The following is a 24,679-nucleotide window of genomic DNA, read 5'->3' as shown; positions in this document are numbered from 1 at the left end:
TTAGCGTTTTGACAATTTTTCTTCGATTGTTGCAATCATTTCATCACGAACTTCCTTGACTGGAATCTCAACGATAACAGAACCAAGGAAACCACGGACAACCAAACGTTCTGCAGTTGCCTTGTCCAAGCCACGACTCATGAGGTAGTACATGTCTTCTGGATCCACCTGTCCGATAGAAGCAGCGTGACCAGCAGTAACGTCATTTTCGTCAATCAAAAGAATTGGGTTGGCATCCGAACGCGCTTGGTCTGAAAGCATGAGAACACGACTCTCTTGTTGCGCATCGGCTCCCTTAGCACCCTTGATGATATGACCGATACCATTGAAAGTTAAAGTTGCTTTTTCAAGGATAACCCCATGTTGGAGGATATTTCCGATTGAGTTGCAACCATAGTTGGTTACGCGAGTATCAATCCCTTGTACCTGACGGCCACTTGAAAGAGCTACGACTTTAAGGTCAGCATGGCTACCGTTACCAATCAAATCGCTATCAAAGTCCGCAACGACATTTCCTTCGTTCATGACACCGATTGCCCAGTCAATGCTTGCATCGTTGCCTAATTTACCACGACGGCTAATGTAAGCAGTGACATTTTCACCTAGACGATCAATAGCCGCAAACTTCACTTGCGCACCAGAACGTGCAATCACTTCGACTGTGATATTGGCAGTTGCTTTGGCACTTCCTTCACCGCGTGACTCCAGGCGCTCAAGATAGCTAATCTTACTGTTTTTACCAGCAATAATCATAATATGCTTGTTAAAGGGCACATCGCTATCGCTGTCTTGGTAGAAAATACCTTCGATTGGTTCTTTAATCTCAACATTATCAGGAATGTAGAGAACAGCACCACTGTTGAAATAAGCTGTATGGTAGGCTGCTAATTTGTCATCGTCATACTTAACAGATGACATGAAGAATTCCTCAATAAGCTCTGGAATTTCTTCTAAAGCTGAATGGAAATCTGTAAAAACAACACCCTGTTCAGCTAATTCAACTGGTGTTTGCTCAAAAACAGTTTGCGTTCCTACTTGGACCAACTTCAAGTGATTATCTAAAGCTGTGAAATCTGGAACATTTGCTGATGGCTCACTTTCTGTAATCGTTCCATCGCCCAGATTCCAACGGTGGAATTTGACACGCTCAATAACTGGTAATTCTAAACTCTCAATCTTATCAAAAGCTTTTTGACGGAGGTCAGCCAACCAGCTTGGTTCAGCGTGCATTTCTGAAAAAAGTTTAATATTTTCTTTAGTCATTTACTTCTCCTAAAAGATACGAGGGAATTACAATTCTTCCTTGTAGTCGTAGCCAAGTTCTTCAGCTAGTTTTGCGTATCCTTCACGTTCCAAACGGGCAGCCAATTCTGGACCACCAGAAAGGACAACACGACCTTCCATCATCACGTGTACCACGTCTGGTGTGATGTAGTTCAAAAGACGTTGGTAGTGAGTGATGATCATAGCACCAAAGCCTTCACCACGCATGGCATTGACACCTTTCGATACAACTTTAAGGGCGTCAATATCAAGACCTGAGTCAATCTCATCTAAAAGGGCAAAAGTTGGTTCCAACATCAAGAGTTGAAGAATTTCATTACGTTTTTTCTCACCACCAGAGAAACCTTCGTTGAGGTAACGCTCTGCCATTTCTTCTTTCATGTTGAGCAATTCCATTTTCTCGTCCAGTTTAGTGATGAACTCACGAACTGAAATCTTTTCATCGTCTTCTTTACCAGCATTCATGGCTGCACGAAGAAATTCAGCGTTAGTAATTCCAGGAATTTCAGACGGGTATTGCATAGCAAGGAAAAGTCCCATACGTGCACGTTCGTCCACGTCCAACTCAAGGATATTTACGCCATCAAACAAAACATCACCTTTGGTAACTTCATAGTTTGGATTTCCCATGATTGCGGCAGAAAGAGTTGATTTACCAGTACCATTTGGTCCCATGATAGCGGCAATTTCTCCTGTTTTAAGGGTCAGGTTAACCCCTTTTAAAATTTCTTTTCCTTCAATCTCAACGTGAAGATCTTTGATCTCTAATACTGACATGATAGTTCCTTTCTTTTTCAAAGCCTTTACAGTACTTACTAGAAACATACTTGATTTCCCTAGAAAATACGGAAATACTCAATGAAAATCAAAGAGCAAACTAGGAAGCTAGCCGCAGGCTGTACTTGAGCACGGCAAGGCGAAGCTGACACGGTTTGAAGAGATTTTCGAAGAGTATAAAAGGTCAATAAATATACTTTTATAGTATAACAAAAAAAAGCCTAAAAGGCTTTGATTTTGTCTAGAAGCTGAGGACTAGTCTTTCTCTTTTAAATGCTGGTCAATGACATCTACTATTTTACCCATCAAGTAACTCACTCGAAAATTTCTAAAGAGTAAAATGGCCCAAAAGGCTGCCATAATATAGCGACCAGTCATCCAGGCTTCATTGAAAAAATAGGTCTCAGCAGCTGTAAACAGTGCTATGATAATAAATTGTTGTCTATTCATAAACTTATTGTATCATGAAATCTTTCTTTAGTCTTCCTCTACCTTCACTTTATCAGCCAAAAATTCAAATCCTTCTGGGATCAGACTTTCTTCTGCTTCTTTTTCAACTTGAGAAGATTTAGCTTTGGCTGAAAAAGCTGCGCGCACTTCTTTCCATTCCTCCATGGAAATAGCTAAGATTTCAGGCGAAAAACCTGCTGCCTGACTGAGGATATTACCAAACATGGTGTTGAGATTGTCCCGTTTCATGGTTTGACCAGCATTGAAGTTAGATTCAAAAGCAAGAATGGCATGGTGTTCATTGGCCGCAACCGGTTGAGAACCAACCAGTAAAGCCTTGTCCGGCCCACCTAGACTTTCAATTACCTCTCCCCATGCATTCTGCAAACGAATCAGATTTTGACGGGCTAAATCAGGGTTTTCGACAGCCTCTTGTAAGATAGATTGCACTTTACTGCGATCCACACGATAGACTGTCTTACCTGCTGCTGGGCGACCAGGTGCTGGAGTAGTTGGCTTAGGTATAGTTCCTACATTGGCGAGTTCTTGTTTAAGACGTGCAACTTCCTGTCTCAGTGCAGCAATTTCACTTTCAACCGCCCCTGAAAGAGCCGGTTCAGGTTTAATTTCCGCCAAACGAATAGTCATCATCTCAGCATAAATCTTAGGCTGCAAACTAGACTTAATATCTACCAAACTGACTGTTGCTAAGCGAATCATTTCAAACAGATTTTCTTGAGGAAGTCCCAAATTTTCCACAAAGACCGGGCTATGGTGAGTATTTTCTCCCCCTGTTTGAACAATTAACAAGTCTCTTAAATAGTGCAAAAGATCGGTCACAAAACGAGTCATGCTCTTACCATTCTCAAAGAGAAGATTTAAGCAAGACAAGGCTTTGGGAACATCCTGTTGAGATAAGGCAGCCACATAATCATCCAAGGCAGACAGGCTAATAGTACCTGTAATTTCTTCAGAGATGGCAGTCGTCAGCTCATTTCCCTGTGTCAAACTCAGGGCTTGATCCAAAATAGACAAGGCGTCCCGCATCCCACCTTCAGCTCGTCTGGCAATAATTTCTACAGCCTCTGGTTCAGAACTGATATTTTCCTTTTCTAAGATATAGTGGATATGTTCCTTAATATCTTGTGTCTTAATTGATTTAAACTCAAAACGTTGGACACGGGATAGAATAGTGGCAGGAATCTTGTGCAATTCAGTAGTAGCTAAAATAAAGACCACATTCTGTGTTGGCTCTTCCAGCGTCTTTAGAAGAGCATTAAAAGCCCCTGTAGACAGCATGTGAACCTCGTCTATGATATAAACCTTATAACGGGTAAGACTAGGGGCGTAGGTTGATTTATCACGAATTTCACGAATTTCATCAACCCCATTATTAGAGGCTGCATCCATTTCAATGACATCTTCTAAACTACCGTCCGTCACTGCTTGACAAATATAACAGTTATTACATGGTTCACCACCCACTTGATTAGGACAGTTCATAGCCTTTGCAAAGATCTTAGCTACACTGGTTTTTCCCGTTCCACGAGGACCAGAAAAAAGATAAGCATGACTTACTTTCTCTTGCTCCACCGCTTGTTTAAGAGTCTTAGCCACAACTTCTTGACCAACCAATTGGGAGAAGTTTTGACTTCTATATTTTCGATAAAGTGCTTGATACATTAGGCTTTCTCCCCAAACATTGTAAAGTCCCATTCTGTCTTTTCAAGCAAAATAGCGACAAATTGTTCCAAATAATCTCGATCCATAGCATCATAATCATCAATCTCTGAAGAATCCAGATCCAGAAGCCCGAGCAATTGACCATTCTTTACCATCGGAACAACAATTTCACTTTTAGCACGACTATCACAAGAAATATAGTTGGGATAAGTTGTTACATCTCCAACTAGAACAGTTTCCTGAAAGTGAGCTGCCTCCCCACAAACACCCTTTCCAAGTGCAATACGGATGCAGGAAACACCACCTTGGAAGGGACCCAAAACCAATTCCTTTCCATCGAACAAATAAAAGCCTGCAAATACAGTATTAGGAAAGCGTGATTTTAGAAGAGCACTGGCGTTGGAAAGATTAGCCAAAACATTGGTTTCGCCTTCCAATAAAAAAGAGAGCTCTTCATTTAACATTTGATAACGTGATTGTTTTTCTGATTCTAACATAGAACTATTATATCAAAAAAGACTTACAGACAAAAGAAAAATCCCTTGTTTAGAAAACAAAGGATTTTGTGAATTTTCAATTTGATTAAAGTTCGATATCACCGAACAAGTCAGCCATTGAGAATCCTGTTTGTGTTTCTGGAAGTTCGAAATCACGTTTTTCTTGACGTTTTGGACGACGTGGACGAGCAGCACGTTTTTCTTCTTTTTGTCCTTCTTCTTGAGCTGGACGCTCTTCAAGAGCTTTGATAGAAAGTGATACGCGCTCTGCATCTGCGTTAACTTCAAGAACTTTAACTTGAACTTCTTGACCAACTTTAAGAGCTTCTTTTGGATTTTCAATACGTTTGTGTGAAATTTGTGATACGTGAACAAGTCCATCGATACCTGGCAATACTTCAACAAATGCACCGAAGTCAGTCAAACGTTTAACTGTTCCTTCAACTACATCACCTTTAGCCAATTTTTGCTCAACGCCATCCCATGGTCCAGGTGTTGTTGCCTTAAGTGAAAGTGAAACACGTCCTTCTTCTTCGTTAAGATCAAGGATTTTCACTTCAATTTCTTCACCAACAGTTACAACTGATTTTGGTGAAACGTTACGTTCATGTGACAATTCAGTCAAGTGAACCAATCCGTCAACACCACCAAGGTCGATGAAAGCACCGAAGCTTGTGATACGGGCAACTTTACCAGTTACAACATCACCAACAGCCAATTTACCGAATACTTCAGCACGAGCCGCTGCTGTAGCTGCTTCAACAACTTCACGACGTGAAAGGATGAAGCGGTTTTCTTTAGCGTCAACTTCTTTGATTTTAGCATCAAATTCTTGACCTACAAAACGCTCAGTGTTACGTACGAAACGAGTATCCAACATTGAAGCTGGGATAAATCCACGAACACCTTCAAATTCTACTGAAAGTCCACCTTTAACGGCACGAGTTCCTTTAACAGTAACAACTTCTTCTTCGCGACCAACAAGTTTGTCCCATGCTTTGCGAGCTTCAAGGCGTTTTTTAGATACAAGGTATGTAACTGTATCAGTATCTTTACCAACTACTTGACGAAGTACAAGAACATCCAATACTTCTCCTACTTTAACAAAGTCATTGATATCTGCATCGCGATCGTTTGTCAATTCGCGAAGAGTCAAGACACCTTCAACACCAGTTCCAGAGATTGCAACGTTAGCTTGAGTCGCATCAACTGTCAATACTTCAGCACTAACAACATCACCAGTCTCAACTTGGCTAACGCTATTTAGCAAATCTTCAAATTCGTTCATCTAAAAAATCCTCCAACAATCAAGTTTTTCTTAAACTTGACATACTTATAATTTTTTTCCTAAGCACCCGCAAGGACATGTTCATATCGTTCACGTCTTTCAATTATAAAAATAAAATACCCTAAGATATTTTGCTTTTTATCTTGATCATTACCTAAGAACTGGGGTAGCTGGATTCGAACCAACGCATGAGGGAGTCAAAGTCCCTTGCCTTACCGCTTGGCTATACCCCATTGATAAAATGGAGAGAGAGGGATTCGAACCCCCGAACCCGAAGGAGCGGATTTACAGTCCGCCGCGTTTAGCCTCTTCGCTATCTCTCCTACAATCAACATGGACTATTATATCATGAAAATTTCAAAAAAACAAGACTTATTTTGCTAAATTATAATTTTCAATCAAAATTTCCACAGCTTTTTCCAATTTTTTATAAAAACTATCGACATTCCCATTCTTTATGATGGCAAATTGTCCGTCTAATTCGGCAATTTCTCCGATAACTTTTTTACCGATAGTCAATGTATAACCTTCAAAACTGTCTTTACCAACATTAACTTTGGCATCTGCTACTTGAATTTCAATTTTTTTATCTTTCTTGCTCATTTCATACCTCTCTTCACTTTTTCTATTTTACAAGAAAATCCCAAAACTAGCAAGAAAAAACTCTATATCATTCCAAGTCTGATATAGAGTTTTCTGCTTTATTTAATGTGTTTTTCTAGTTCTTTTTGGTACTTACCATTTGATTCCAATTTTTCTTTTTGCCATTTTTTCAGTGCTTCTTCATATTCTTTTGTTGTAACAATATCTTTTTGCAATTTCATCCCTTTAAAGATATATGGATCACCCTTAATACCAACTTGTGAGTATGGTTTTGAGAATGGCACGACATTACTTACAACTGGAGAACCACCAGATGAGGCTGTTGGCATCAATAATGAACTATCTGTCAACCAAGCTTGAGCCTTAGCATATTTTTCATAGCGTTCTTCAAGATTTGTAGTTTCTGAATCTGCATCATCCAATAATTTCTTATATTGGTCCAAACCAAGTTTCGCTACAACATCCTTATCTTTCCCTTTAGTAATACCAAGGTGTTTCATAGCAGAACCTGATTTAGGGTCCATGATATTCAAGTAAGATGCTGGATCTTGATAACTTGGAGCCCATCCTGTACTGTTCAAATCATAGTCTTTTTGAGAAGGAACACGAGCTTGTGAAGTGATTGTTTCCTTTTCATTATCTGTCATTTGAAGAACGTCGATGACAACATTTTCAGCACCAAGAGTTGATTCGATTGACTGTTTGAAAGAGTTGCTTTGTTGAACGGCGATGGTATCTGTTTGTTCAACTGGGACATCCAAGTGAATTGGGAATGTTACCCCTTTAGATTCCAAGTCTTTCTTAGCTTTTTCGAAAGCAGCTTTAGCCTTGTCAGGATTGTAGATAGAATCCTTACCGTCAACTAGCTCAACACCTTTCCATTGGTCACCATAGTTCACCAACTCTGCTTGAGCGATTTGACCAAAGTTTTTACCACCTGCTTGCACAAAGTTGTCAGGAACAAGGCTGTTACGAATAATCTTGTCCGCACCGTCTTCACCATTTAGCTGGGCAGCATAAGAATGGCGGTTGAAGGCAAAGTTGATAGCCTGACGGAAGTCCTTATTAAGCATAGCTTCTTTAGTAGAAGTCTTTTGCTCTTCACTTGTTTTCGCAGTTTTATTATATGATTGACGATTTACGTTAAAGGTGAAGTAATAACTACTTGAGTCCTGTGGGCTATAAGTGATTTTATCTCCGTATTGTTCCAAAGTTGAAGCAAAGTTTGAGCTACTTGGGAAGAGACGGGCTGTCGTATAGGCACCTGAAGAGAAGCTACGAATCAACGATTCCTGATCAGAACCATCGTAGTAAGTCAATTTGACCTTTTCAATTTTTACCTTTTCTTTATCCCAGTAGTTTGGATTTTTCTCGTATTCGATCAACGATTTAGAAGTCAAGGTCTTCAAGATATAAGGACCATTGTAAAGAATCCCTGCTGGAGTAACTGCTCCATAATCTTTACCTGATGCCTTCAAAAACTCTTCATTTACAGGCAACATCGTTGCTGTGGTGACTTTAGAGTTCCAGAAACTTTCTGGTTTGTTTAGGGTATATTCGACTGTGTAATCGTCCAAAGCCTTGACACCAACTGTAGAGAAATCGTTCGTTTCACCAGTCATGTAGGCATCCAAGCCCTTGATTGAATTTTGGATGAGAGAGACGCCGTCTGACTTACCGTCAGCTACGTGTTTCAATCCTGTCACAAAGTCATGGGCTGTTACTTCTGCGTATTCTTCGCCTTCTGAAGTGTACCATTTAACTCCTTTACGAAGTTTATAGGTATAAGTCAAACCATCTTTGGACACTGACCAATCTTCAGCCAAGGAAGGAATAACATTTCCATATTGGTCGTTTTCCATCAAACCATCAACCACGTTCCCGATGACATCTGTTGTAGATGTACGAGTCGCTATACTATAGTCCAGAGATGCTGGATCTACTGCATAGACATAAGAAAATGTTGTCGGTGCATCTGCTTCTTTATCAGCTTTTCCACAAGCTACTAAAAGAGCTGTTGTGCTCAGGACCACTCCTGCTGTTAAGAGCCACTTTTTCGATTTCATCAAAAATCTCCTTTTGTTTATTTTAATCTACTTTTACAATCCAACCTTCTGGCGCTTCAATATCACCAAACTGAATACCAGTCAATTCATCATAGAGTTTACGAGTCACAGGACCAACTTCTGTTTCACTATAGAATACATGAAAATCATCACCGTGCTGAATTCCACCAATTGGTGAAATAACTGCTGCCGTACCACAGGCACCTGCCTCTACAAAACGATCCAGGTTATCAATTGGAACATCACCCTCAATAGGTGTCAAGCCCAAGCGGTGTTCTGCCAAATAAAGCAAAGAATACTTAGTAATAGATGGCAAGATAGATGGACTCAATGGTGTTACAAATTCATTATCAGCTGTAATCCCAAAAAAGTTAGCTGAACCGACTTCTTCAATCTTTGTATGAGTTGAAGGGTCTAGGTAGATAACATCTGAAAAATGGCGTGATTTAGCCAATTTCCCTGGCAAGAGACTTGCAGCATAGTTCCCCCCAACCTTAGCGGCACCTGTACCATTTGGAGCAGCACGGTCGTATTCATCCTGAATCAAGAAGTTAGTTGGGACCAAACCACCCTTAAAGTAATTACCAACTGGCATAGCAAAGATAGTGAAAATGTATTCCTCCGCTGGTTTTACCCCGATAATATCTCCAACACCAATCAAAAGTGGACGAAGATAAAGGGTTCCACCTGTTCCGTATGGAGGTACATATTCTTCATTCGCACGAACAACTGCCTTACAAGCTTCTACAAACATTTCTGTCGGAACTTGCGGCATCAAGAGACGATCACATGTCCGTTGCAGGCGTTTGGCATTTTCATCAGGACGGAAAAGTTGAATACTGCCATCCTTAGTACGATAAGCTTTTAAACCTTCGAATGCTTGTTGTCCATAGTGAAGACTTGGAGAAGACTCTGAAATATGCAAAGTTGCATCTTCTGTAAGTTCTCCTTGATTCCATTGTCCATTTTTAAAATGAGCAATATAGCGATAAGGTAATTTCATATAGGAAAAACCGAGATTTTCCCAATCAATCGTTACTGTCATATTCCACTCCTTATTCTAAAAACCTATTTCTTTTATTCTACACTATTTTTCTAAAATAGCAAGTATATTTTGTAATTTTCAGAAAATTTCTTCAATAAAAAGAACCAGCTCTTAGAACTGATTCTTCATTTCACTTATTTAGCTTCAGTAAATATCTCTTTAAGATAAGCATCGAAAACTTCTTCATCAGAAATCGTGTCAGAGATGAAGCTACCGTTGCTAGTTCGTTCTGACAGGTTCAAGTCTTGTAATCGACTTTCATAGATCGTTCCTTTGTTAGATTGGACCAACAGAATCTGGTCGTTTTCTTCTACTTCTGTACTGAAGAGATCACCAACGAAACCTTGCTCTGCAACTGCTCCTGCTAAGAAGACTCGATGTGGTTTATTTTTTAACTCACGCAAGACTTGTAGTCCTCGTTTGGCACGGCTGGTTGCTGGAATTTCCTCGATGGAAACACGTTTCAAACTTCCACGCTGGGTCAAGAGGTAGAAGGATGAGGTGTTACAGATAAAAGCGGATTGGAGGACATCATCTTCTTTCAAGTTCATAGCTTTGACACCTGCAGCCTTAGCACCGACAACTGGTACCTCTTCGATATTGAAACGAAGGGCATAACCATTTTGGCTAATCAAGAGAACATCATCCAGTTTAATCGGAGCCACTGCTACAATCTGGTCTGTCTCGTCTTTGAGCTTAGCATACTTTACAGACTTAGATTTATAGGTCCGCCATGGAGAGAATTCTTTGCGTTCTACACGCTTGATTTGACCGAAACGAGTCGCCGCAAAGTAGGTTGTCGCATCATCAAACTGATCCACTACTTCCACATAAAGGATTTCTTCGTTAGTTTCAAAGTTTGTAATGGTTTGGCTCAGATGCTCACCGATATCCTTCCAACGAATGTCTGCCAATTCATGGATTGGTCTATAAATGACATTTCCAAGCGTCGTGAACATCAAGAGATGCTGGGTTGTCTTGGCAGATTGAACAAAAATCAAACGGTCATCATCACGCTTGCCAATTTCTTCCAGAGTGGATGCCGCAAAGGAACGTGTGCTGGTACGCTTGATGTAACCTGCCTTGGTCACGCTAACGTAGGTATCTTCCTCGGCGATAAGGCTAGCTGTATCAATCTCAATTGCTTTCGCAGTGTCTTCTAAAGAACTCAAACGAGGAGTGGCAAACTTCTTCTTAACCTCACGAAGTTCTTTCTTCATGAGATTGTACATAGTCCGCTCATCACCGATAATAGCTGCAAGCATGGCAATCTTCTCACGAAGTTCTGCTTCTTCTTCCTGTAAGACAACCACATCGGTATTGGTCAAACGATACAGTTGCAAGGTTACGATAGCCTCAGCCTGTTCTTCCGTAAAATCATAGCTGACCTTAAGATTTTCCTTAGCGTCAGCCTTATTCTCAGAAGCACGGATAAGCGCAATGACTTCGTCCAAGATTGAAATCACACGAATCAAACCTTCGACGATATGGAGACGTTTCTCAGCCTTTTCCTTGTCAAAGCGTGAACGCGCCAAAATCACTTCACGACGGTGGGAGATGTAGCTAGACAGGATTGGAACAATCCCAACCTGACGAGGAGTGAAATTGTCAATCGCCACCATGTTAAAGTTATAGTTGATTTGCAGATCTGTGTACTTAAAGAGATAGTTGAGGACAAGCTCTGTATTGGCATCTTTTTTTAGCTCAATAGCAATACGAAGACCATCACGGTCAGACTCATCACGAACCTCAGCAATCCCAGCTACCTTGTTATTGACACGAACATCATCGATTTTCTTAACCAGATTGGCCTTGTTGATTTCATAAGGAATCTCAGTAATAACAATTTGTTCCTTACCACCTTTTAGCTTTTCAATTTCAGTCTTAGAACGAACAACCACGCGCCCTTTTCCAGTTTCATAGGCCTTCTTGATTTCATCACGACCCTGGATAATCCCTCCAGTCGGAAAGTCTGGTCCAGGCAAGAATTCCATGAGTTTATCCACCTTGGCTGTTGGGTGGTCAATCATGTAAACCACCGCATCGATGACCTCAGCTAAATTATGAGGTGGAATATCTGTCGCATAACCAGCCGAAATACCAGTCGAACCATTAACCAAAAGGTTTGGAAAGGCTGCTGGTAAAACAGTCGGCTCTTTCTCTGTATCGTCAAAGTTCCAAGCAAAGGGAACTGTCTTCTTCTCGATATCCTGAAGAAGATAGCCAGCAATTTCAGACAGACGTGCCTCAGTATAACGCATGGCCGCAGGTGGATCACCGTCCATAGAACCGTTATTACCGTGCATTTCAACTAAAATCTCACGATTTTTCCAATCCTGAGACATACGAACCATGGCATCATAGATAGAACTGTCACCGTGTGGGTGGAAATTCCCCATGATGTTCCCGACTGACTTAGCAGACTTACGGTAGCTCTTGTCAAAGGTATTGCCATCCTTATTCATCGAATAAAGAATACGGCGCTGAACCGGCTTCAGGCCATCACGAATATCTGGCAAAGCCCGGTCTTGAATAATGTACTTGGAGTAGCGACCAAAGCGCTCTCCCATGATGTCCTCGAGGGACATGTTTTGAATGTTACTCATATAGGATACAGAGCCCGTAAAATATCAAGTGAAAATAGAAAATTCTTGAAGTAAGCAAGCTCACCAGAGAATTTATCTTTTTCACGCATCATTTAGGGCGTGTTCAACTCCTTTCAAAGAATATAGAGTAGGTTTTTATACAGTGAAGGATACTTTACAGAAATTAGTCCTTTATTCAGTTAAGATACAAAGGGACGATTTGGCTTGCCAAAAATGTCTGTAGAAAAATAGAAAATCGATGTAGGGTTCAATGAAGTCAAGACGATTTGACTTTTTTCCGAATAAAATTAGTCCCGTGTTCAGTTACTACAAATAACCAAACGACTCTTTCTGTAGTTTAATCTTTTAAATTAAGGTCTTTAGTTAGTTAGCGATTAAGAAGTCTCTCCTTAGCATACTCAATCATTTTCTCAGCTACTTCCATATCATAGTCAAATCCCATCTTGTAAGCAAGGAATTGAGCCTCTTGGTGGAAAAGTTCCATCGTAGCAAACAAAGACTGAGTGATTTTATCTATACTTGAAAAATCAAGCAGATTTGAGAATTCTTTCTCTTTCTCAGTAGGTAAATAGTTAAAAAGATACTTATAATTCTTGCCTATGTCGACCACTCTCCTATCACTTGCAACCTGCCAAGCTAAGATTTTCAAGAATTCTTGTTGACAAATGCCATAGAGATGGTCCGTCGTATAGATGACTTGTTTGCGATAAATCCCCTTAACCACGTAGGCTGATACCCACCAAAATTCATTGCAGGAATTTTTAAAATCCGTTTCAGTAGCTGGGGTTATCCAGTGACGCTCTAGATTTGGGAAATAGGCTTCAAATAAATTTTCTGTATCTTCTAAAATAGTAAATCCTGCTTCACTGTCCACCCATTCTTGAATGTATTCTTTAGGGCAAAGAGTCAAATCAATGCGGTTACCATCTTCAAAGAGCATGAGATAGAGGCGACGGTGACCAAGGCTGACTTCTTGCTCGATAATACGTTTCCCAAACTTATTCAACCAAGAAAGGTCACTCATCAGATTATACAAATCATCAACAATATAGACCACATCGTAGTCTTGAAATTCATCTTTTAGCGCTTTTGGGCAAGTCCGTGAACCAGACATGGCGACAGCTTTGACTTGTAAAGTTTTGGCTGTTTGTAAAATCACATCGAGCATTTCTGTTTCAGTTCTCATGTTTATACCCATTCATTAAAAACTAACTTAAAATACTGTCACTTCTTCTAGCGTAAACTTGACATTATCCTCAATCCACTTACGTCGTGGTTCGACCTTGTCTCCCATGAGGACATTGACGCGACGTTCGGCGCGAGCTAGGTCTTCGATTGTGACACGGATAAGGGTGCGCGTTTCTGGATTCATGGTTGTTTCCCAGAGCTGGTCCGCATTCATCTCACCAAGACCTTTGTAGCGTTGGAGAGTAGCGCCTTTACCGAACTGTTTACGGAGCTCTTCTAGCTCACCGTCCGTCCAAGCATAGGCCACTTCTTCTTTCTTGCCTTTTCCTTTGGACATCTTGTAAAGAGGCGGAAGGGCGATATAGACATGTCCTGCCTCAACTAGCGGACGCATGTAACGATAGAAAAATGTCAAGAGCAAGGTTTGGATATGAGCACCGTCAGTATCCGCATCGGTCATGATAATGATCTTGTCATAGTTGGCATCTTCAATGGAGAAGTCTGCTCCCACACCCGCACCAATGGTATAAATCATGGTATTGATTTCTTCATTTTTGAGGATATCCGCCATCTTGGCCTTGGCTGTATTGATGACCTTACCACGAAGAGGTAGGATAGCCTGGAACTTACGGTCACGGCCTTGTTTGGCAGAACCACCGGCAGAGTCTCCCTCGACCAGATAGAGTTCATTCTTAGCTGGATTCTTAGACTGGGCTGGGGTCAATTTTCCAGACAACAAGCCCTTGTCTTTCTTATTTTTCTTACCATTTCGGCTCTCATCACGCGCCTTACGTGCCGCTTCACGAGCATCACGGGCCTTAATAGCCTTGCGGATGAGGTTAGAAGCCAATTCCCCATTTTCCATAAGGAAAAAGGTCAACTTATCAGCCACAATGCCATCCACAACAGGACGAGCAAGAGGGCTTCCTAGCTTGTCCTTGGTCTGACCCTCAAACTGCAAATGTTCTTCAGGGACTAGAATAGAGAGGACAGCCGCTAGCCCCTCACGATAGTCTGACCCTTCAAGGTTTTTATCTTTTTCCTTGAGAAGCCCCGTCTTACGCGCGTAGTCGTTCATAACCTTGGTAATAGCGGACTTGAGTCCTGTCTCATGCGTTCCACCATCCTTGGTGCGAACGTTATTGACAAAAGATAGAATGTTATCTGAAAATCCATCATTGTACTGGAGAGCCACTTCCACTTGGAAACCATTGTCTTCTCCTTCAAAGTAAAGAACTGGCGTTAAGGTCTCCTTGTCTTCGTTAAGATAAGAAACAAAGTCCTGCACCCCATTTTCATAGTGAAACTCGATCGCTTCATCTGTTCGCTCGTCCGTCAAAGACAAGGTCACATTTTTCAAGAGAAAGGCTGATTCATTAAGACGCTCTGAAATGGTATTGTACTTGAAATCTGTCGTAGAGAAGATCGTCGCATCAGGCATAAACGTAACCTTGGTACCTGTCTTAGACTTGGACGCTGTACCGATTTTCTTTAAGGTCGTGACAGGTTTTCCCCCATTTTCAAAACGTTGCTTGTAAACTGCGCCATCACGGGTGATTTCAACTTCTAACCAGCTAGAAAGAGCATTGACGACAGAAGAGCCTACCCCGTGAAGTCCACCAGATGTTTTGTAGCCTCCTTGACCGAATTTTCCTCCAGCGTGGAGAATAGTAAAGATAACCTCAACAGTTGGAATCCCCATAGCGTGCATTCCCGTCGGCATCCCACGACCATGGTCTTGCACAGTCAAACTCCCGTCTTTATTGATGGTCACATCAATACGGTCACCAAACCCAGACAAGGCTTCATCGACAGCATTGTCGACGATTTCCCAGACGAGGTGGTGGAGACCAGCGCCATCAGTTGATCCGATATACATCCCTGGACGTTTTCGAACCGCATCCAACCCTTCTAACACCTGAATGGCATCATCATTATAATTGTTAATATTGATTTCCTTTTTTGACACAAGGAACCTCCTATTCGTTCATCTTTACTATTCTACAGGTTTTCCAAGGATTTTGCAAAATTTTTCTTTCTCCGGTGTGACAATTTCAGAAGTGATTCTCTGCCTTTCTTCTCCATTTCATGATATAATAGGAGTATGATTACAATAGTTTTATTAATCCTAGCCTATCTGCTGGGTTCGATTCCGTCTGGTCTCTGGATTGGACAAGTATTCTTTCAAATCAATCTGCGAGAACATGGTTCTGGTAACACCGGGACAACCAACACCTTCCGAATTTTAGGCAAGAAAGCAGGTATGGCGACCTTTGTGATTGACTTTTTCAAAGGAACCCTAGCAACGCTACTTCCGATTCTCTTTCATCTGCAAGGTGTTTCACCTCTCATCTTTGGACTTTTGGCTGTCATTGGGCATACCTTCCCTATCTTTGCAGGATTTAAGGGTGGAAAGGCTGTCGCAACCAGTGCGGGAGTGATTTTCGGATTTGCGCCTGTCTTCTGTCTCTACCTTGCAGTTGTTTTCTTTGGAACTCTCTATCTTGGTAGTATGATTTCGCTGTCTAGTGTCACAGCATCTATCGCAGCCGTCATCGGAGTTCTACTCTTTCCACTTTTTGGTTTTATACTGAGTAACTACGACCCTCTCTTCATCGCCATTATCCTAGCTCTTGCTAGTTTGATTATCATTAGGCATAAAGATAATATCACACGCATCCAAAATAAAACTGAAAATCTTGTTCCTTGGGGACTGAACTTGACTCATCAAAATCCTAAAAAATAAAACGCCAGTTTGAACAGAACTGACGTTTTTTTGTATGCTTATTTTGATTTGATATAGTTGATACCATCTGCTTTTGGTGCAACTGCTTTTCCAAAGAAGGCTGCCAAGACAAGAATAGTCAAAACATAAGGTGCAATTTGCAGGTAAACCGCAGGCACTCCTTGTAGGAATGGCAACTGAGAACCGATAACAGCCAAACTTTGTGAAAGTCCAAAGAAGAGACTAGAAAGCATAGCACCGATAGGATTCCATTTACCAAAGATCATTGCAGCAAGAGCGATAAATCCAGGTCCAACAATAGTTGTCACTGAGAAGTTAACTGAGATGGATTGAGCATAAATCGCTCCCCCAATTCCACCCAAGAAACCTGAAATGATAACTCCTAGATATCTCATCTTGTAGACATTGATTCCCAATGTATCCGCTGCTTGAGGATGTTCACCGACAGAGCGGAGACGAAGACCAAAGCGAGTCTTGAAGAGGATAAACCAAGCAAGGAATGAGAAGGCAATCGCCAGATAACCAAGTAGACTTGTTGACTTGAAGAAGATATCACCAATCACTGGGATATTGGCCAAGACTGGGAAATCAAAGCGTCCAAAAGTCTGACTTAGATTGTCGGTTTGTCCTTTGTTATAAAGAACTTTCACTAAGAAAACAGCCAAGGCTGGCGCCATCAAGTTCAATACCGTACCGCTGACAACATGGTCTGCACGGAAATGAACCGTCGCTGCTGCGTGGATGATAGAGAAGAGGCCTCCAACCAATCCTGCAACTAGCAAAGATAGCCATGGAGTTGCTGCGCCAAATTGTTCTGCAAATTCAAGGTTAAAGACAACTCCAGAAAAGGCACCCATAACCATAATTCCTTCAAGGCCGACGTTTACCACACCACCACGTTCAGAGAAAACACCACCAATACTTGTAAAGATGAGGGGTGCTGAGTAAATCAGCATAGAAGACACCAAGAGGGTGAGCAAGGTTGTAATAGACATCTTTACTTACCTCCTTTAACTTGTTTTTTCGGTTTGACAAAGCGTTCGATAAGGTAATGAACACTGACAAAGAAGATAATAGACGCTGTTACAATGCTGACAAGCTCAGACGGTACCTGCGCCGCATTCATACCAGGAGCTCCAACTTGGAGAACACCAAACAGGAAGGCTGCAAAGAGAATACCGATTGGTGAGTTAGCCGCAAGCAGACTAACCGCCATCCCGTTAAATCCAACAGCTAAAGACGCCCCTTGAACATAGACGTTCTGGAAGGTTCCAAGTCCTTCAACAGCTCCACCAAGACCTGCCAAGGCACCTGAAATAATCATTGAGAGGATAATCGTTCTTTTTGCAGAAATACCAGCATATTCTGAAGCATGAGGATTAAGACCAACAGCACGGATTTCAAAACCAAGAGTTGTTTTCTTGAGCATGAACCAAATGACTGCAACGGCAATGAGAGCAAAGAAAATACCAATATTCATCCGCGAATTACCAGTCAACTCAGCCAACCAAGGTGTCTGATAGGTTGCATTAGCCCCAACACGAATGGTCGAATCTGTACTTTGCATAAAGTCTTTAGGGAAAGCATGGATAAAGGCATTCCCTACATACAAGACAATGTAGTTCATCATGATGGTTACGATAACCTCTGACGTCCCTAGATAAGCTCTAAGAATACCTGGAATCGCTCCGACAATCCCACCAGCAATCAAGGCAATCACGATAGTTGCTAAAATCATCAAAGGACGTGGCATATCTGGATGCGACAAGGCAAACCAACCACTAAGAATCCAACCTGCCAAAGCCTGACCAGGAAGTCCAACGTTAAAGAAGCCAGCACGACTGGCAACGGCAAAACCAAGACCAATCAAGACCAAAGGTCCCATGGCACGGAAGATTTCCCCAATTCCGCGTAGACTACCAAAGGCTGTATAGAACAATTCTTCATAGCCCCAAATAGCATCATAACCAAAGATCCACATGACAATGGCTCCAAGTAAAATTCCTAGGAAGACAGAAATCAAGGGAACCGAAATTTGTTGTAATTTTTTAGACATCACTCTTCTCCTTTCCCAAGTTTCCACCAGCCATCAAGACACCAAGTTCTTGTTTATTGGTTGTTTCTGGTGATACAATACCTTGAATCTTACCATCGTGGATAACAGCAATACGGTCTGAGACGTTTAAAATCTCATCCAACTCAAAGCTGACAACTAGGACAGCCTTGCCATTATCACGCTCTTCAATCAAGCGCCTGTGGATATATTCGATGGCACCGACATCCAACCCACGAGTTGGCTGGCTAACGATAAGGAGATCAGGATCTCGATCAATTTCACGAGCAATAATTGCTTTTTGTTGATTTCCTCCTGAGAGTGCAGCTGCAGGAACAAATTCGCTGGCAGCACGAACATCAAACTCTTCCATTAACTTTTTAGCATAAGAAGTAATATTTGAATAGTTCAAAATTCCATTTTTACTATGTGGTTCTTTGTAGTAGGTTTGAAGGGCAATATTTTCAGAAATCATCATTTCCAAAATCAAGCCATCACGGTGACGGTCTTCTGGAACGTGCCCAACACTCAACTCTGTAATTTGTCGTGGGTGCAAGCCTACAATTGAATCTCCTTTTAGCTCAATGCTACCAGATTCAACCTTGCGAAGACCTGTAATGGCTTGAATCAGTTCAGACTGACCATTTCCATCAATCCCTGCAATACCAACAATCTCTCCAGCACGAACATCCAAGGACATATTTTTCACAGCTGGGACACCGCGGTTTTCATTGACCACCAAATCTTTGATTGACAAGACCACTTCTTTTGGTTGAGAGGCTTGTTTCTCTGTTTTAAAGGAAACAGAACGACCTACCATCATTTCCGCCAAATCAGCATTGGTAGCTCCTGCAATTTCGACAGTTTCAATTGATTTCCCACGACGGATAACTGTAACGCGGTCAGAAACTGCTCGAATCTCGTCCAACTTGTGGGTAATCAAGATAATTGATTTTCCTTCTTTGACAAGATTTTTCAAAATAGCCATCAACTCATCAATTTCTGATGGAGTCAAGACAGCCGTTGGTTCATCAAAGATAAGGATATCAGCTCCCCGATAAAGGGTTTTTAAAATTTCTACACGTTGTTGGGCTCCAACTGAGATGTCTGCTACCTTGGCAGAAGGGTCAACAGCTAAGCCATAACGTTCAGAAAGAGCCTTGATTTCTTTACTAGCTCCAGCGATATCTAACACACCATTTTTAGTTAATTCACTTCCTAAAATGATGTTTTCAGCCACTGTGAAGGCTTCTACCAACATAAAGTGCTGGTGAACCATTCCGATTCCCAAGCTAGCTGCTTTAGAGGGGGAGTCGAGGTTAACAACTTGACCGTTGACCACAATTTCACCACTGGTTGGTTCAAGAAGCCCTGCTAACATATTCATTAGCGTGGACTTTCCAGCCCCATTTTCTCCTAAAAGTGCATGAATTTCACCTTTTCGTAGGTGCAGGTTGATTTTGTCGTTGGCAACAAATTCACCAAACACCTTGGTAATATCACGCATCTCAATGACATTTTCGTGTGCCATGTGCTCTTCCTTTCAGAGTCTTATTTTATTTCAATAAAACTTGCTAGTTTCTCTAGTAGCAAGCTTTACTGAGACAAAATGACTTTGTCTCAACTCTTAAAAAAGCGGCCCTTGGCCGCTTCCTAAGAAATGACTTCCATCCATTATTTTTCAGGAACTTTTACGCTTCCATCAAGGATTTTAGCTTTAGCATCTTCAACAGCTTTTTTACCTTCTTCTGAAAGGTTTGTTACTGCCAAGTCAACCCCTTTATCTTTCAATGAGTAAACGATCACTTGACCGCCAGGGAATTCACCTTTTTCTGCTTTGTTAGCAATATCTTTTACAGTTGTACCAACTTGTTTCAAAGTAGATACAAGAACGAAGTTTGATTCTTTACCATCTTTAGAAGTGTACTTACCTTCTCCTACTTGGTCACGGTCAACACCGATAACCCAAACTTTTTCATTTTCAGGACGGCTTTCGTTGAGTGATTTTGCTTCTGCAAAGACACCAGCACCTGTTCCACCTGCTGCTTGATAAACAACGTCTGCACCAGCTGCGTATTGTGCTGCTGCAATTGTTTTACCTTTAGCAGCATCACCAAATGAACCAGCATAGTCAACTTGTACTTTGATAGATGGATCTACTGACTCAACACCAGCTTTAAATCCAGCTGCAAAACGTGAGATAACTTCAGACTCAATACCACCTACAAAACCAACTTGTTTTGTTTTAGTTGTTTTAGCTGCTGCAACACCCGCAAGGTAAGCAGCTTCGTTATCAGCAAACGTTACGCTAGCAACATTCTTTTGATCTTTAATCACATCATCAATCAAGACATAGTTCAAATCAGAGTGGTCTTTTGCTGCTTCTTCAACCGCATTGTGAAGGGCAAAACCAACACCGAAGATTAGGTTGTAGCTTCCAGCAGCTTGTTGCAAGTTGTTAGCATAGTCAGCTTCACTTGTTGATTGGAAGTAAGTGAAACCTTTATCTTTTGAAAGATTATGTTCTTTACCCCAGTCTTGCAAACCTTCCCAAGCTGATTGGTTGAATGATTTGTCATCAACACCACCAGTATCAGTGACGATTGCTGCTTTTGTCTTCACATCAGAAGATGAAGCTGCGTTACGAGAAGAGCGGTTACCACATGCAGCAAGTCCAACTGCTGCCACTGCAACTAGACCAAGGCCTAGCCATTGTTTCTTGTTCATTACTGAACCTCCTAAATAAGATGTGCAACGATGTTGCAAGTATGGATTGGTTGGCCACAAGGACCGTGTCACTCAGAGAGCGACTCAGACTAGTTTAAGTCTGTAAAAGAGTATGGAAGTAATTCCCCGACCGTCATCTCGACCGTCGATTTATCTTTTGCGACCAAGGTCACTTTTAGATCTTGTTCAAAAAATTCAGCCATCACTTGGCGACAAGCACCACATGGCGAGATTGGTTTTTCTGTTTGTCCATAGACAATCAATTCTGAAAATTCTCTTTGGCCTTCAGAAACTGCTTTAAAAATCGCTGTACGTTCTCCACAGTTAGTCAAAGAATAACTAGCATTCTCGATATTGACACCTGTATAAATGTTCCCATCTTTCGCCACTAAAACAGCTCCGACTGGAAAGTGAGAACAAGGCACATAGGCTTTCTTGCTGGTTTCAATTGCTAGTTCAATCAACTCAGTAGTCGCCATCAGCCAATTCTCCTTTTAAAATGGCTACCCCAGCTGACGTTCCGATACGAGTCGCACCTGCTTCCACAAAGGCAAGAGCATCTGCATAAGAACGAGCTCCACCTGCAGCCTTGACACCCATATCAGGTCCAACTGTTTCACGCATTAATGTAACATCTGCTACCGTAGCGCCACCAGTCGAAAAGCCAGTTGAAGTTTTTACGAAGTCAGCTCCAGCTTTTTGGGCTAATTGACAAGCCACAATTTTTTCTTGATCTGTCAGAAGGCAAGCTTCAATAATGACTTTCACTAACTTGTCACTACTTGCTTCCACAACTGCTCGAATATCAGACTCAACCAAGGCTAAATCACCTGATTTGAGAGCCCCAACATTGATCACCATATCAATCTCATCCGCACCATTTTGGATAGCTTCTTTGGTTTCAAAAGCTTTCACGGCCGAAGTTGTTGCGCCCAAAGGGAAACCTACTACTGTGCAGACCTTGACATCTGTGCCTTCAAGCCCTTTTTTAGCATGTTCAACCCAGGTCGGATTAACACAAACACTGGCAAAATCATACTCTCTAGCTTCAGACAACAAACAATCAATTTGATTTTCTGTTGCATCTTGTTTTAAAAGCGTATGATCAATATATTTATTCAACTTCATATTCGGATTCTCCTGCGGTTTATGAGATAATTTCGATAATTTCTCTTAAACTCTGTACTCCATCATTTATTTTAACATATTTTTGAAAATCTGTAACTAGCTGAGGAGAAATTTTCCCATTTGTGTATACTTTTGCAACAATTTCGCCCTTTTGAACAGAATCTCCAACCTTCTTTTCAAAAACAATTCCTGTTTCATAGTCCAAGGCATCAGACTTGACTGCACGGCCAGCACCCAGTCTCATGGCATAAAGGCCAAATTCCATAGCGGGAAGAGCTGAAATGACACCCGTTTCCTGGGCAGGGATTTCTACCACATGGGCTACATTTACAGGACGATAAAGGTCTTCTAAATCTCCACCTTGGGCTTGGACCATCTCCTCAAACTTAGCCAGTGCTTGACCATTTTCAAGGTGTTGGAGAACTTCTTCAACTGTTTTATTTACATTTGCCAAACCAAGCATGATTTGAGCCAATTCACAGATAAAGTGGGTAATATCCTGACGGCCTTGACCTTGTAAAATCTCCAATGCTTCAAGGATCTCCAGACGATTTCCAATAGCACGCCCTAAAGGCTGGCTCATATCCGTAATCACTGCTACCGTCTTTCGACCAACTGCCTTACCAAGTTCCACCATGGTTTGAGCCAACTCACGCGCCTCATCAACCGTCTTCATGAAGGCACCCTCACCGACAGTCACGTCTAGCAAAATAGCATCCGCCCCTGCCGCAATTTTCTTGCTCATCACCGAACTCGCAATCAAAGGAATCGTGTCGACAGTTGCGGTCACATCACGAAGGGCGTAGAGAAGCTTATCTGCTTTGACAAGCTGGTCTGATTGCCCAATGACAGATACACCAATGTCCTGTACCTGACGAATAAAATCCTCTTGACTACGCTCTACTTGATAGCCCTTAATGGACTCCAATTTATCAATTGTCCCACCAGTATGGCCGAGACCACGACCACTCATTTTTGCCACAGGCACACCAAAGCTGGCAACAAGAGGAGCCAAAATCAAGGTCACCTTATCACCAACACCACCCGTAGAATGCTTGTCAACCTTAACCCCATCAATAACGGATAAATCAAACTCTTGCCCTGTCTTGACCATCTTCATAGTTAGGTCAGATATTTCTCGAGTCGTCATTCCTTTGAAATAAACAGCCATAGCAAAGGCAGACATCTGATAATCAGGGACAGTTCCTGACACATAGCCTTCTACCAGCCATTCAATTTCACTCGAAGTCAATTCTTGACCGTCTCGTTTCTTTTGAATTAAATCAACTGCTCTCATTCGTTCACACTTCTAAGGATATAGTATCCCTTATCTTTTTTGACAATCTCACAATTACCAAACACATCTTCCATCTTGGACTTGGCACTTGGAGCCCCTTGTTTCTTCTGAATAACGATTGTTAAATCCCCACCAGTTTCCAAAAAATCTTTACTTTTCTCAATGATTTCATGAACCACTTGCTTGCCTGCACGGATAGGAGGATTGGAAATGACATGGTCAAAATGTCCTTCAACTTGTTCATAGATGTTGGACTGGAAAATCGTCGCTTCTATTTTATTTCGTTCAGCATTTTGTCGCGCCAAATCCAAGGCACGATTGTTGATGTCGACCATGGTCGACTGAACTCCATAAGCCTTAGCTAAAGACAAGCCCAAAGGTCCGTAACCACAGCCTACATCAAGAACAGTTTCTCCTTGGTTGACCTCAAGACACTTGAGCAAGAGTTGACTCCCAAAGTCAATCATTTTCTTGCTAAAAACACCCGCATCCGTCAAAAAGGTCATTTTTTCTCCCAACAAGTCCACTCTCAACTCATGAATGTCGTGAGCAGCGTCAGGATTCTCTGCATAATACATTTTACTCATGAAACTATTTTACCATAATTTGACTTAAATTGTAAATCGTTTACAAATTGATCATAAAACGAAAAAGACTGAAGAAAGCTAGTAAACAAGACTTTTTCTTCAATCTCTTTTAACTTTTATAACCGAATAACAAAGCACGTAGGACTAGATATCTCATAGTCTATAGTCTGGCACATTTTTATTTCTTTACCTTCAAATGCTTCATTACCAACAAGATTCCCAACAAGATGTTTAGATAAAAGCCCAACTGATACGTTTTTGTCAGAATTTCCAAACTTGTCCAAAGTCGGATTAAATCTTCTAGTGACATGCGGAAGAAATAACCCTCTGTAGCAATCCATAGAACTAAAAAGACATAACTTCCAGCAGCAAACCATTTCGTCCACCGTTTTTTTAGGAAGAAAGCAATCAAGAGCGAACAGATAAAGACAGCTGTTACAATGGCATGTTCCATCAAAAAAGTAAAACCGTAATAGGTTTCCACAAAACGTCTACCATTATCCGCATTCGCTCCTTTTAAAAAAGGTAGTGCAAAACTTAAAATAAAACAGAGTTCCAGTATATAACTTTTTAAGATTTTCATAGTACACCTCCTATAAATTGTGAATCCCAAAGCCCCCTTTATTGGCTTATAAGTCAGGAGAAAGTAGCTCC

General features: G+C 41.4%; 22 protein-coding genes and 2 tRNA genes. 1 reads left to right on the top strand and 23 read right to left on the bottom strand.

Annotated elements, in window-relative coordinates:
• From sufD to parE, 14 genes are all read right to left on the bottom strand, one after another.
• Positions 1-1,263, bottom strand: a complete 1,263-nt coding sequence (gene sufD / locus B7696_RS08550) for a Fe-S cluster assembly protein SufD (RefSeq protein ID WP_084863206.1) — start codon at positions 1,261-1,263, stop codon at positions 1-3.
• Between the two features lie 27 nt (positions 1,264-1,290).
• A complete protein-coding gene (gene sufC / locus B7696_RS08545; RefSeq protein ID WP_084863526.1) occupies positions 1,291-2,061 on the bottom strand; it encodes a Fe-S cluster assembly ATPase SufC in 771 nt (256 codons plus the stop codon).
• Between the two features lie 255 nt (positions 2,062-2,316).
• The gene (locus B7696_RS08540) at positions 2,317-2,511 is read right to left on the bottom strand and encodes a DUF3272 domain-containing protein (protein ID WP_084863204.1); all 195 of its coding nucleotides are present in this window, start codon (positions 2,509-2,511) and stop codon (positions 2,317-2,319) included.
• Between the two features lie 27 nt (positions 2,512-2,538).
• Positions 2,539-4,194: a DNA polymerase III subunit gamma/tau gene (dnaX, locus tag B7696_RS08535; protein WP_084863202.1), complete on the bottom strand. Its 1,656-nt coding sequence runs from the start codon at positions 4,192-4,194 to the stop codon at positions 2,539-2,541.
• Positions 4,194-4,691: a GAF domain-containing protein gene (locus tag B7696_RS08530; protein WP_084863201.1), complete on the bottom strand. Its 498-nt coding sequence runs from the start codon at positions 4,689-4,691 to the stop codon at positions 4,194-4,196. Before B7696_RS08530 ends, dnaX begins: the two co-directional genes overlap by 1 nt.
• Positions 4,692-4,776: 85 nt before the next feature.
• Entirely contained in the window at positions 4,777-5,979 is a 1,203-nt protein-coding gene (gene rpsA, locus B7696_RS08525) for a 30S ribosomal protein S1 (protein ID WP_001001631.1), read from the bottom strand.
• A 161-nt stretch (positions 5,980-6,140) separates the two neighbouring features.
• Positions 6,141-6,212 (bottom strand) — tRNA-Gln (locus B7696_RS08520).
• A gap of 9 nt (positions 6,213-6,221) precedes the next feature.
• Positions 6,222-6,302 (bottom strand) — tRNA-Tyr (locus tag B7696_RS08515).
• Positions 6,303-6,351: 49 nt separating this feature from the next.
• Positions 6,352-6,582, bottom strand: a complete 231-nt coding sequence (locus tag B7696_RS08510; RefSeq protein WP_000037113.1) for a DUF2969 domain-containing protein — start codon at positions 6,580-6,582, stop codon at positions 6,352-6,354.
• Between the two features lie 98 nt (positions 6,583-6,680).
• Positions 6,681-8,648: a peptide ABC transporter substrate-binding protein gene (locus B7696_RS08505; protein ID WP_084863199.1), complete on the bottom strand. Its 1,968-nt coding sequence runs from the start codon at positions 8,646-8,648 to the stop codon at positions 6,681-6,683.
• A gap of 22 nt (positions 8,649-8,670) precedes the next feature.
• Positions 8,671-9,693 (bottom strand): branched-chain amino acid aminotransferase, encoded by a 1,023-nt coding sequence (locus B7696_RS08500; RefSeq protein WP_004254793.1) that lies wholly within the window; start codon positions 9,691-9,693, stop codon positions 8,671-8,673.
• A gap of 134 nt (positions 9,694-9,827) precedes the next feature.
• Positions 9,828-12,299, bottom strand: coding sequence for a DNA topoisomerase IV subunit A (parC, locus tag B7696_RS08495; protein ID WP_084863197.1), 2,472 nt, complete (start codon positions 12,297-12,299; stop codon positions 9,828-9,830).
• A 367-nt stretch (positions 12,300-12,666) separates the two neighbouring features.
• Positions 12,667-13,485 (bottom strand): aminoglycoside 6-adenylyltransferase, encoded by an 819-nt coding sequence (locus tag B7696_RS08490; protein ID WP_084863524.1) that lies wholly within the window; start codon positions 13,483-13,485, stop codon positions 12,667-12,669.
• Positions 13,486-13,512: 27 nt separating this feature from the next.
• Positions 13,513-15,456: a DNA topoisomerase IV subunit B gene (gene parE / locus B7696_RS08485; protein WP_084863195.1), complete on the bottom strand. Its 1,944-nt coding sequence runs from the start codon at positions 15,454-15,456 to the stop codon at positions 13,513-13,515.
• Positions 15,457-15,591: 135 nt separating this feature from the next.
• On the opposite strand from parE, the gene plsY reads away from it, so the two are divergent.
• Positions 15,592-16,233: a glycerol-3-phosphate 1-O-acyltransferase PlsY gene (plsY, locus tag B7696_RS08480; protein ID WP_084863194.1), complete on the top strand. Its 642-nt coding sequence runs from the start codon at positions 15,592-15,594 to the stop codon at positions 16,231-16,233.
• Between the two features lie 38 nt (positions 16,234-16,271).
• Here plsY and B7696_RS08475 read toward each other — a convergent pair whose 3' ends face one another.
• From B7696_RS08475 to B7696_RS08435, 9 genes are all read right to left on the bottom strand, one after another.
• Positions 16,272-17,228, bottom strand: a complete 957-nt coding sequence (locus B7696_RS08475; protein WP_000029124.1) for an ABC transporter permease — start codon at positions 17,226-17,228, stop codon at positions 16,272-16,274.
• Between the two features lie 2 nt (positions 17,229-17,230).
• Positions 17,231-18,289: an ABC transporter permease gene (locus B7696_RS08470; protein ID WP_033683459.1), complete on the bottom strand. Its 1,059-nt coding sequence runs from the start codon at positions 18,287-18,289 to the stop codon at positions 17,231-17,233.
• Positions 18,282-19,817: an ABC transporter ATP-binding protein gene (locus tag B7696_RS08465; protein ID WP_084863192.1), complete on the bottom strand. Its 1,536-nt coding sequence runs from the start codon at positions 19,815-19,817 to the stop codon at positions 18,282-18,284. Before B7696_RS08465 ends, B7696_RS08470 begins: the two co-directional genes overlap by 8 nt.
• Positions 19,818-19,960: 143 nt before the next feature.
• On the bottom strand, positions 19,961-21,013 hold the full coding sequence (locus B7696_RS08460; RefSeq protein WP_020900231.1) for a BMP family lipoprotein: 1,053 nt from the start codon (positions 21,011-21,013) through the stop codon (positions 19,961-19,963).
• Positions 21,014-21,102: 89 nt separating this feature from the next.
• A complete protein-coding gene (locus tag B7696_RS08455) occupies positions 21,103-21,492 on the bottom strand; it encodes a cytidine deaminase (RefSeq protein ID WP_084863190.1) in 390 nt (129 codons plus the stop codon).
• Positions 21,479-22,141, bottom strand: coding sequence for a deoxyribose-phosphate aldolase (gene deoC / locus B7696_RS08450; RefSeq protein ID WP_084863188.1), 663 nt, complete (start codon positions 22,139-22,141; stop codon positions 21,479-21,481). Before deoC ends, B7696_RS08455 begins: the two co-directional genes overlap by 14 nt.
• Positions 22,142-22,160: 19 nt before the next feature.
• Positions 22,161-23,438, bottom strand: coding sequence for a pyrimidine-nucleoside phosphorylase (locus B7696_RS08445; protein WP_084863186.1), 1,278 nt, complete (start codon positions 23,436-23,438; stop codon positions 22,161-22,163).
• Positions 23,435-24,025 (bottom strand): class I SAM-dependent methyltransferase, encoded by a 591-nt coding sequence (locus B7696_RS08440; protein ID WP_080702840.1) that lies wholly within the window; start codon positions 24,023-24,025, stop codon positions 23,435-23,437. The genes B7696_RS08445 and B7696_RS08440 overlap by 4 nt, the downstream gene beginning before the upstream one ends.
• A gap of 178 nt (positions 24,026-24,203) precedes the next feature.
• Positions 24,204-24,608, bottom strand: a complete 405-nt coding sequence (locus tag B7696_RS08435) for a hypothetical protein (protein WP_033684964.1) — start codon at positions 24,606-24,608, stop codon at positions 24,204-24,206.
• Positions 24,609-24,679: the final 71 nt, after the last annotated feature.

The sequence above is a fragment of the Streptococcus mitis genome (assembly GCF_002096815.1).
Taxonomy (GTDB): domain Bacteria; phylum Bacillota; class Bacilli; order Lactobacillales; family Streptococcaceae; genus Streptococcus; species Streptococcus mitis_AD.
Note: the sequence above shows the minus strand (reverse complement) of the source record. Positions and strands in the feature narration are given on the sequence as shown.

Coding starts and splice junctions, on each gene's coding strand:
- sufD (WP_084863206.1), bottom strand. CDS start 1,263: ATGACTAAAGAAAATATTAAACTTTTTTCAGAAATGCACGCTGAACCA.
- sufC (WP_084863526.1), bottom strand. CDS start 2,061: ATGTCAGTATTAGAGATCAAAGATCTTCACGTTGAGATTGAAGGAAAA.
- B7696_RS08540 (WP_084863204.1), bottom strand. CDS start 2,511: ATGAATAGACAACAATTTATTATCATAGCACTGTTTACAGCTGCTGAG.
- dnaX (WP_084863202.1), bottom strand. CDS start 4,194: ATGTATCAAGCACTTTATCGAAAATATAGAAGTCAAAACTTCTCCCAA.
- B7696_RS08530 (WP_084863201.1), bottom strand. CDS start 4,691: ATGTTAGAATCAGAAAAACAATCACGTTATCAAATGTTAAATGAAGAG.
- rpsA (WP_001001631.1), bottom strand. CDS start 5,979: ATGAACGAATTTGAAGATTTGCTAAATAGCGTTAGCCAAGTTGAGACT.
- B7696_RS08510 (WP_000037113.1), bottom strand. CDS start 6,582: ATGAGCAAGAAAGATAAAAAAATTGAAATTCAAGTAGCAGATGCCAAA.
- B7696_RS08505 (WP_084863199.1), bottom strand. CDS start 8,648: ATGAAATCGAAAAAGTGGCTCTTAACAGCAGGAGTGGTCCTGAGCACA.
- B7696_RS08500 (WP_004254793.1), bottom strand. CDS start 9,693: ATGACAGTAACGATTGATTGGGAAAATCTCGGTTTTTCCTATATGAAA.
- parC (WP_084863197.1), bottom strand. CDS start 12,299: ATGAGTAACATTCAAAACATGTCCCTCGAGGACATCATGGGAGAGCGC.
- B7696_RS08490 (WP_084863524.1), bottom strand. CDS start 13,485: ATGAGAACTGAAACAGAAATGCTCGATGTGATTTTACAAACAGCCAAA.
- plsY (WP_084863194.1), top strand. CDS start 15,592: ATGATTACAATAGTTTTATTAATCCTAGCCTATCTGCTGGGTTCGATT.
- B7696_RS08475 (WP_000029124.1), bottom strand. CDS start 17,228: ATGTCTATTACAACCTTGCTCACCCTCTTGGTGTCTTCTATGCTGATT.
- B7696_RS08470 (WP_033683459.1), bottom strand. CDS start 18,289: ATGTCTAAAAAATTACAACAAATTTCGGTTCCCTTGATTTCTGTCTTC.
- B7696_RS08465 (WP_084863192.1), bottom strand. CDS start 19,817: ATGGCACACGAAAATGTCATTGAGATGCGTGATATTACCAAGGTGTTT.
- B7696_RS08460 (WP_020900231.1), bottom strand. CDS start 21,013: ATGAACAAGAAACAATGGCTAGGCCTTGGTCTAGTTGCAGTGGCAGCA.
- B7696_RS08455 (WP_084863190.1), bottom strand. CDS start 21,492: ATGGCGACTACTGAGTTGATTGAACTAGCAATTGAAACCAGCAAGAAA.
- deoC (WP_084863188.1), bottom strand. CDS start 22,141: ATGAAGTTGAATAAATATATTGATCATACGCTTTTAAAACAAGATGCA.
- B7696_RS08445 (WP_084863186.1), bottom strand. CDS start 23,438: ATGAGAGCAGTTGATTTAATTCAAAAGAAACGAGACGGTCAAGAATTG.
- B7696_RS08440 (WP_080702840.1), bottom strand. CDS start 24,025: ATGAGTAAAATGTATTATGCAGAGAATCCTGACGCTGCTCACGACATT.
- B7696_RS08435 (WP_033684964.1), bottom strand. CDS start 24,608: ATGAAAATCTTAAAAAGTTATATACTGGAACTCTGTTTTATTTTAAGT.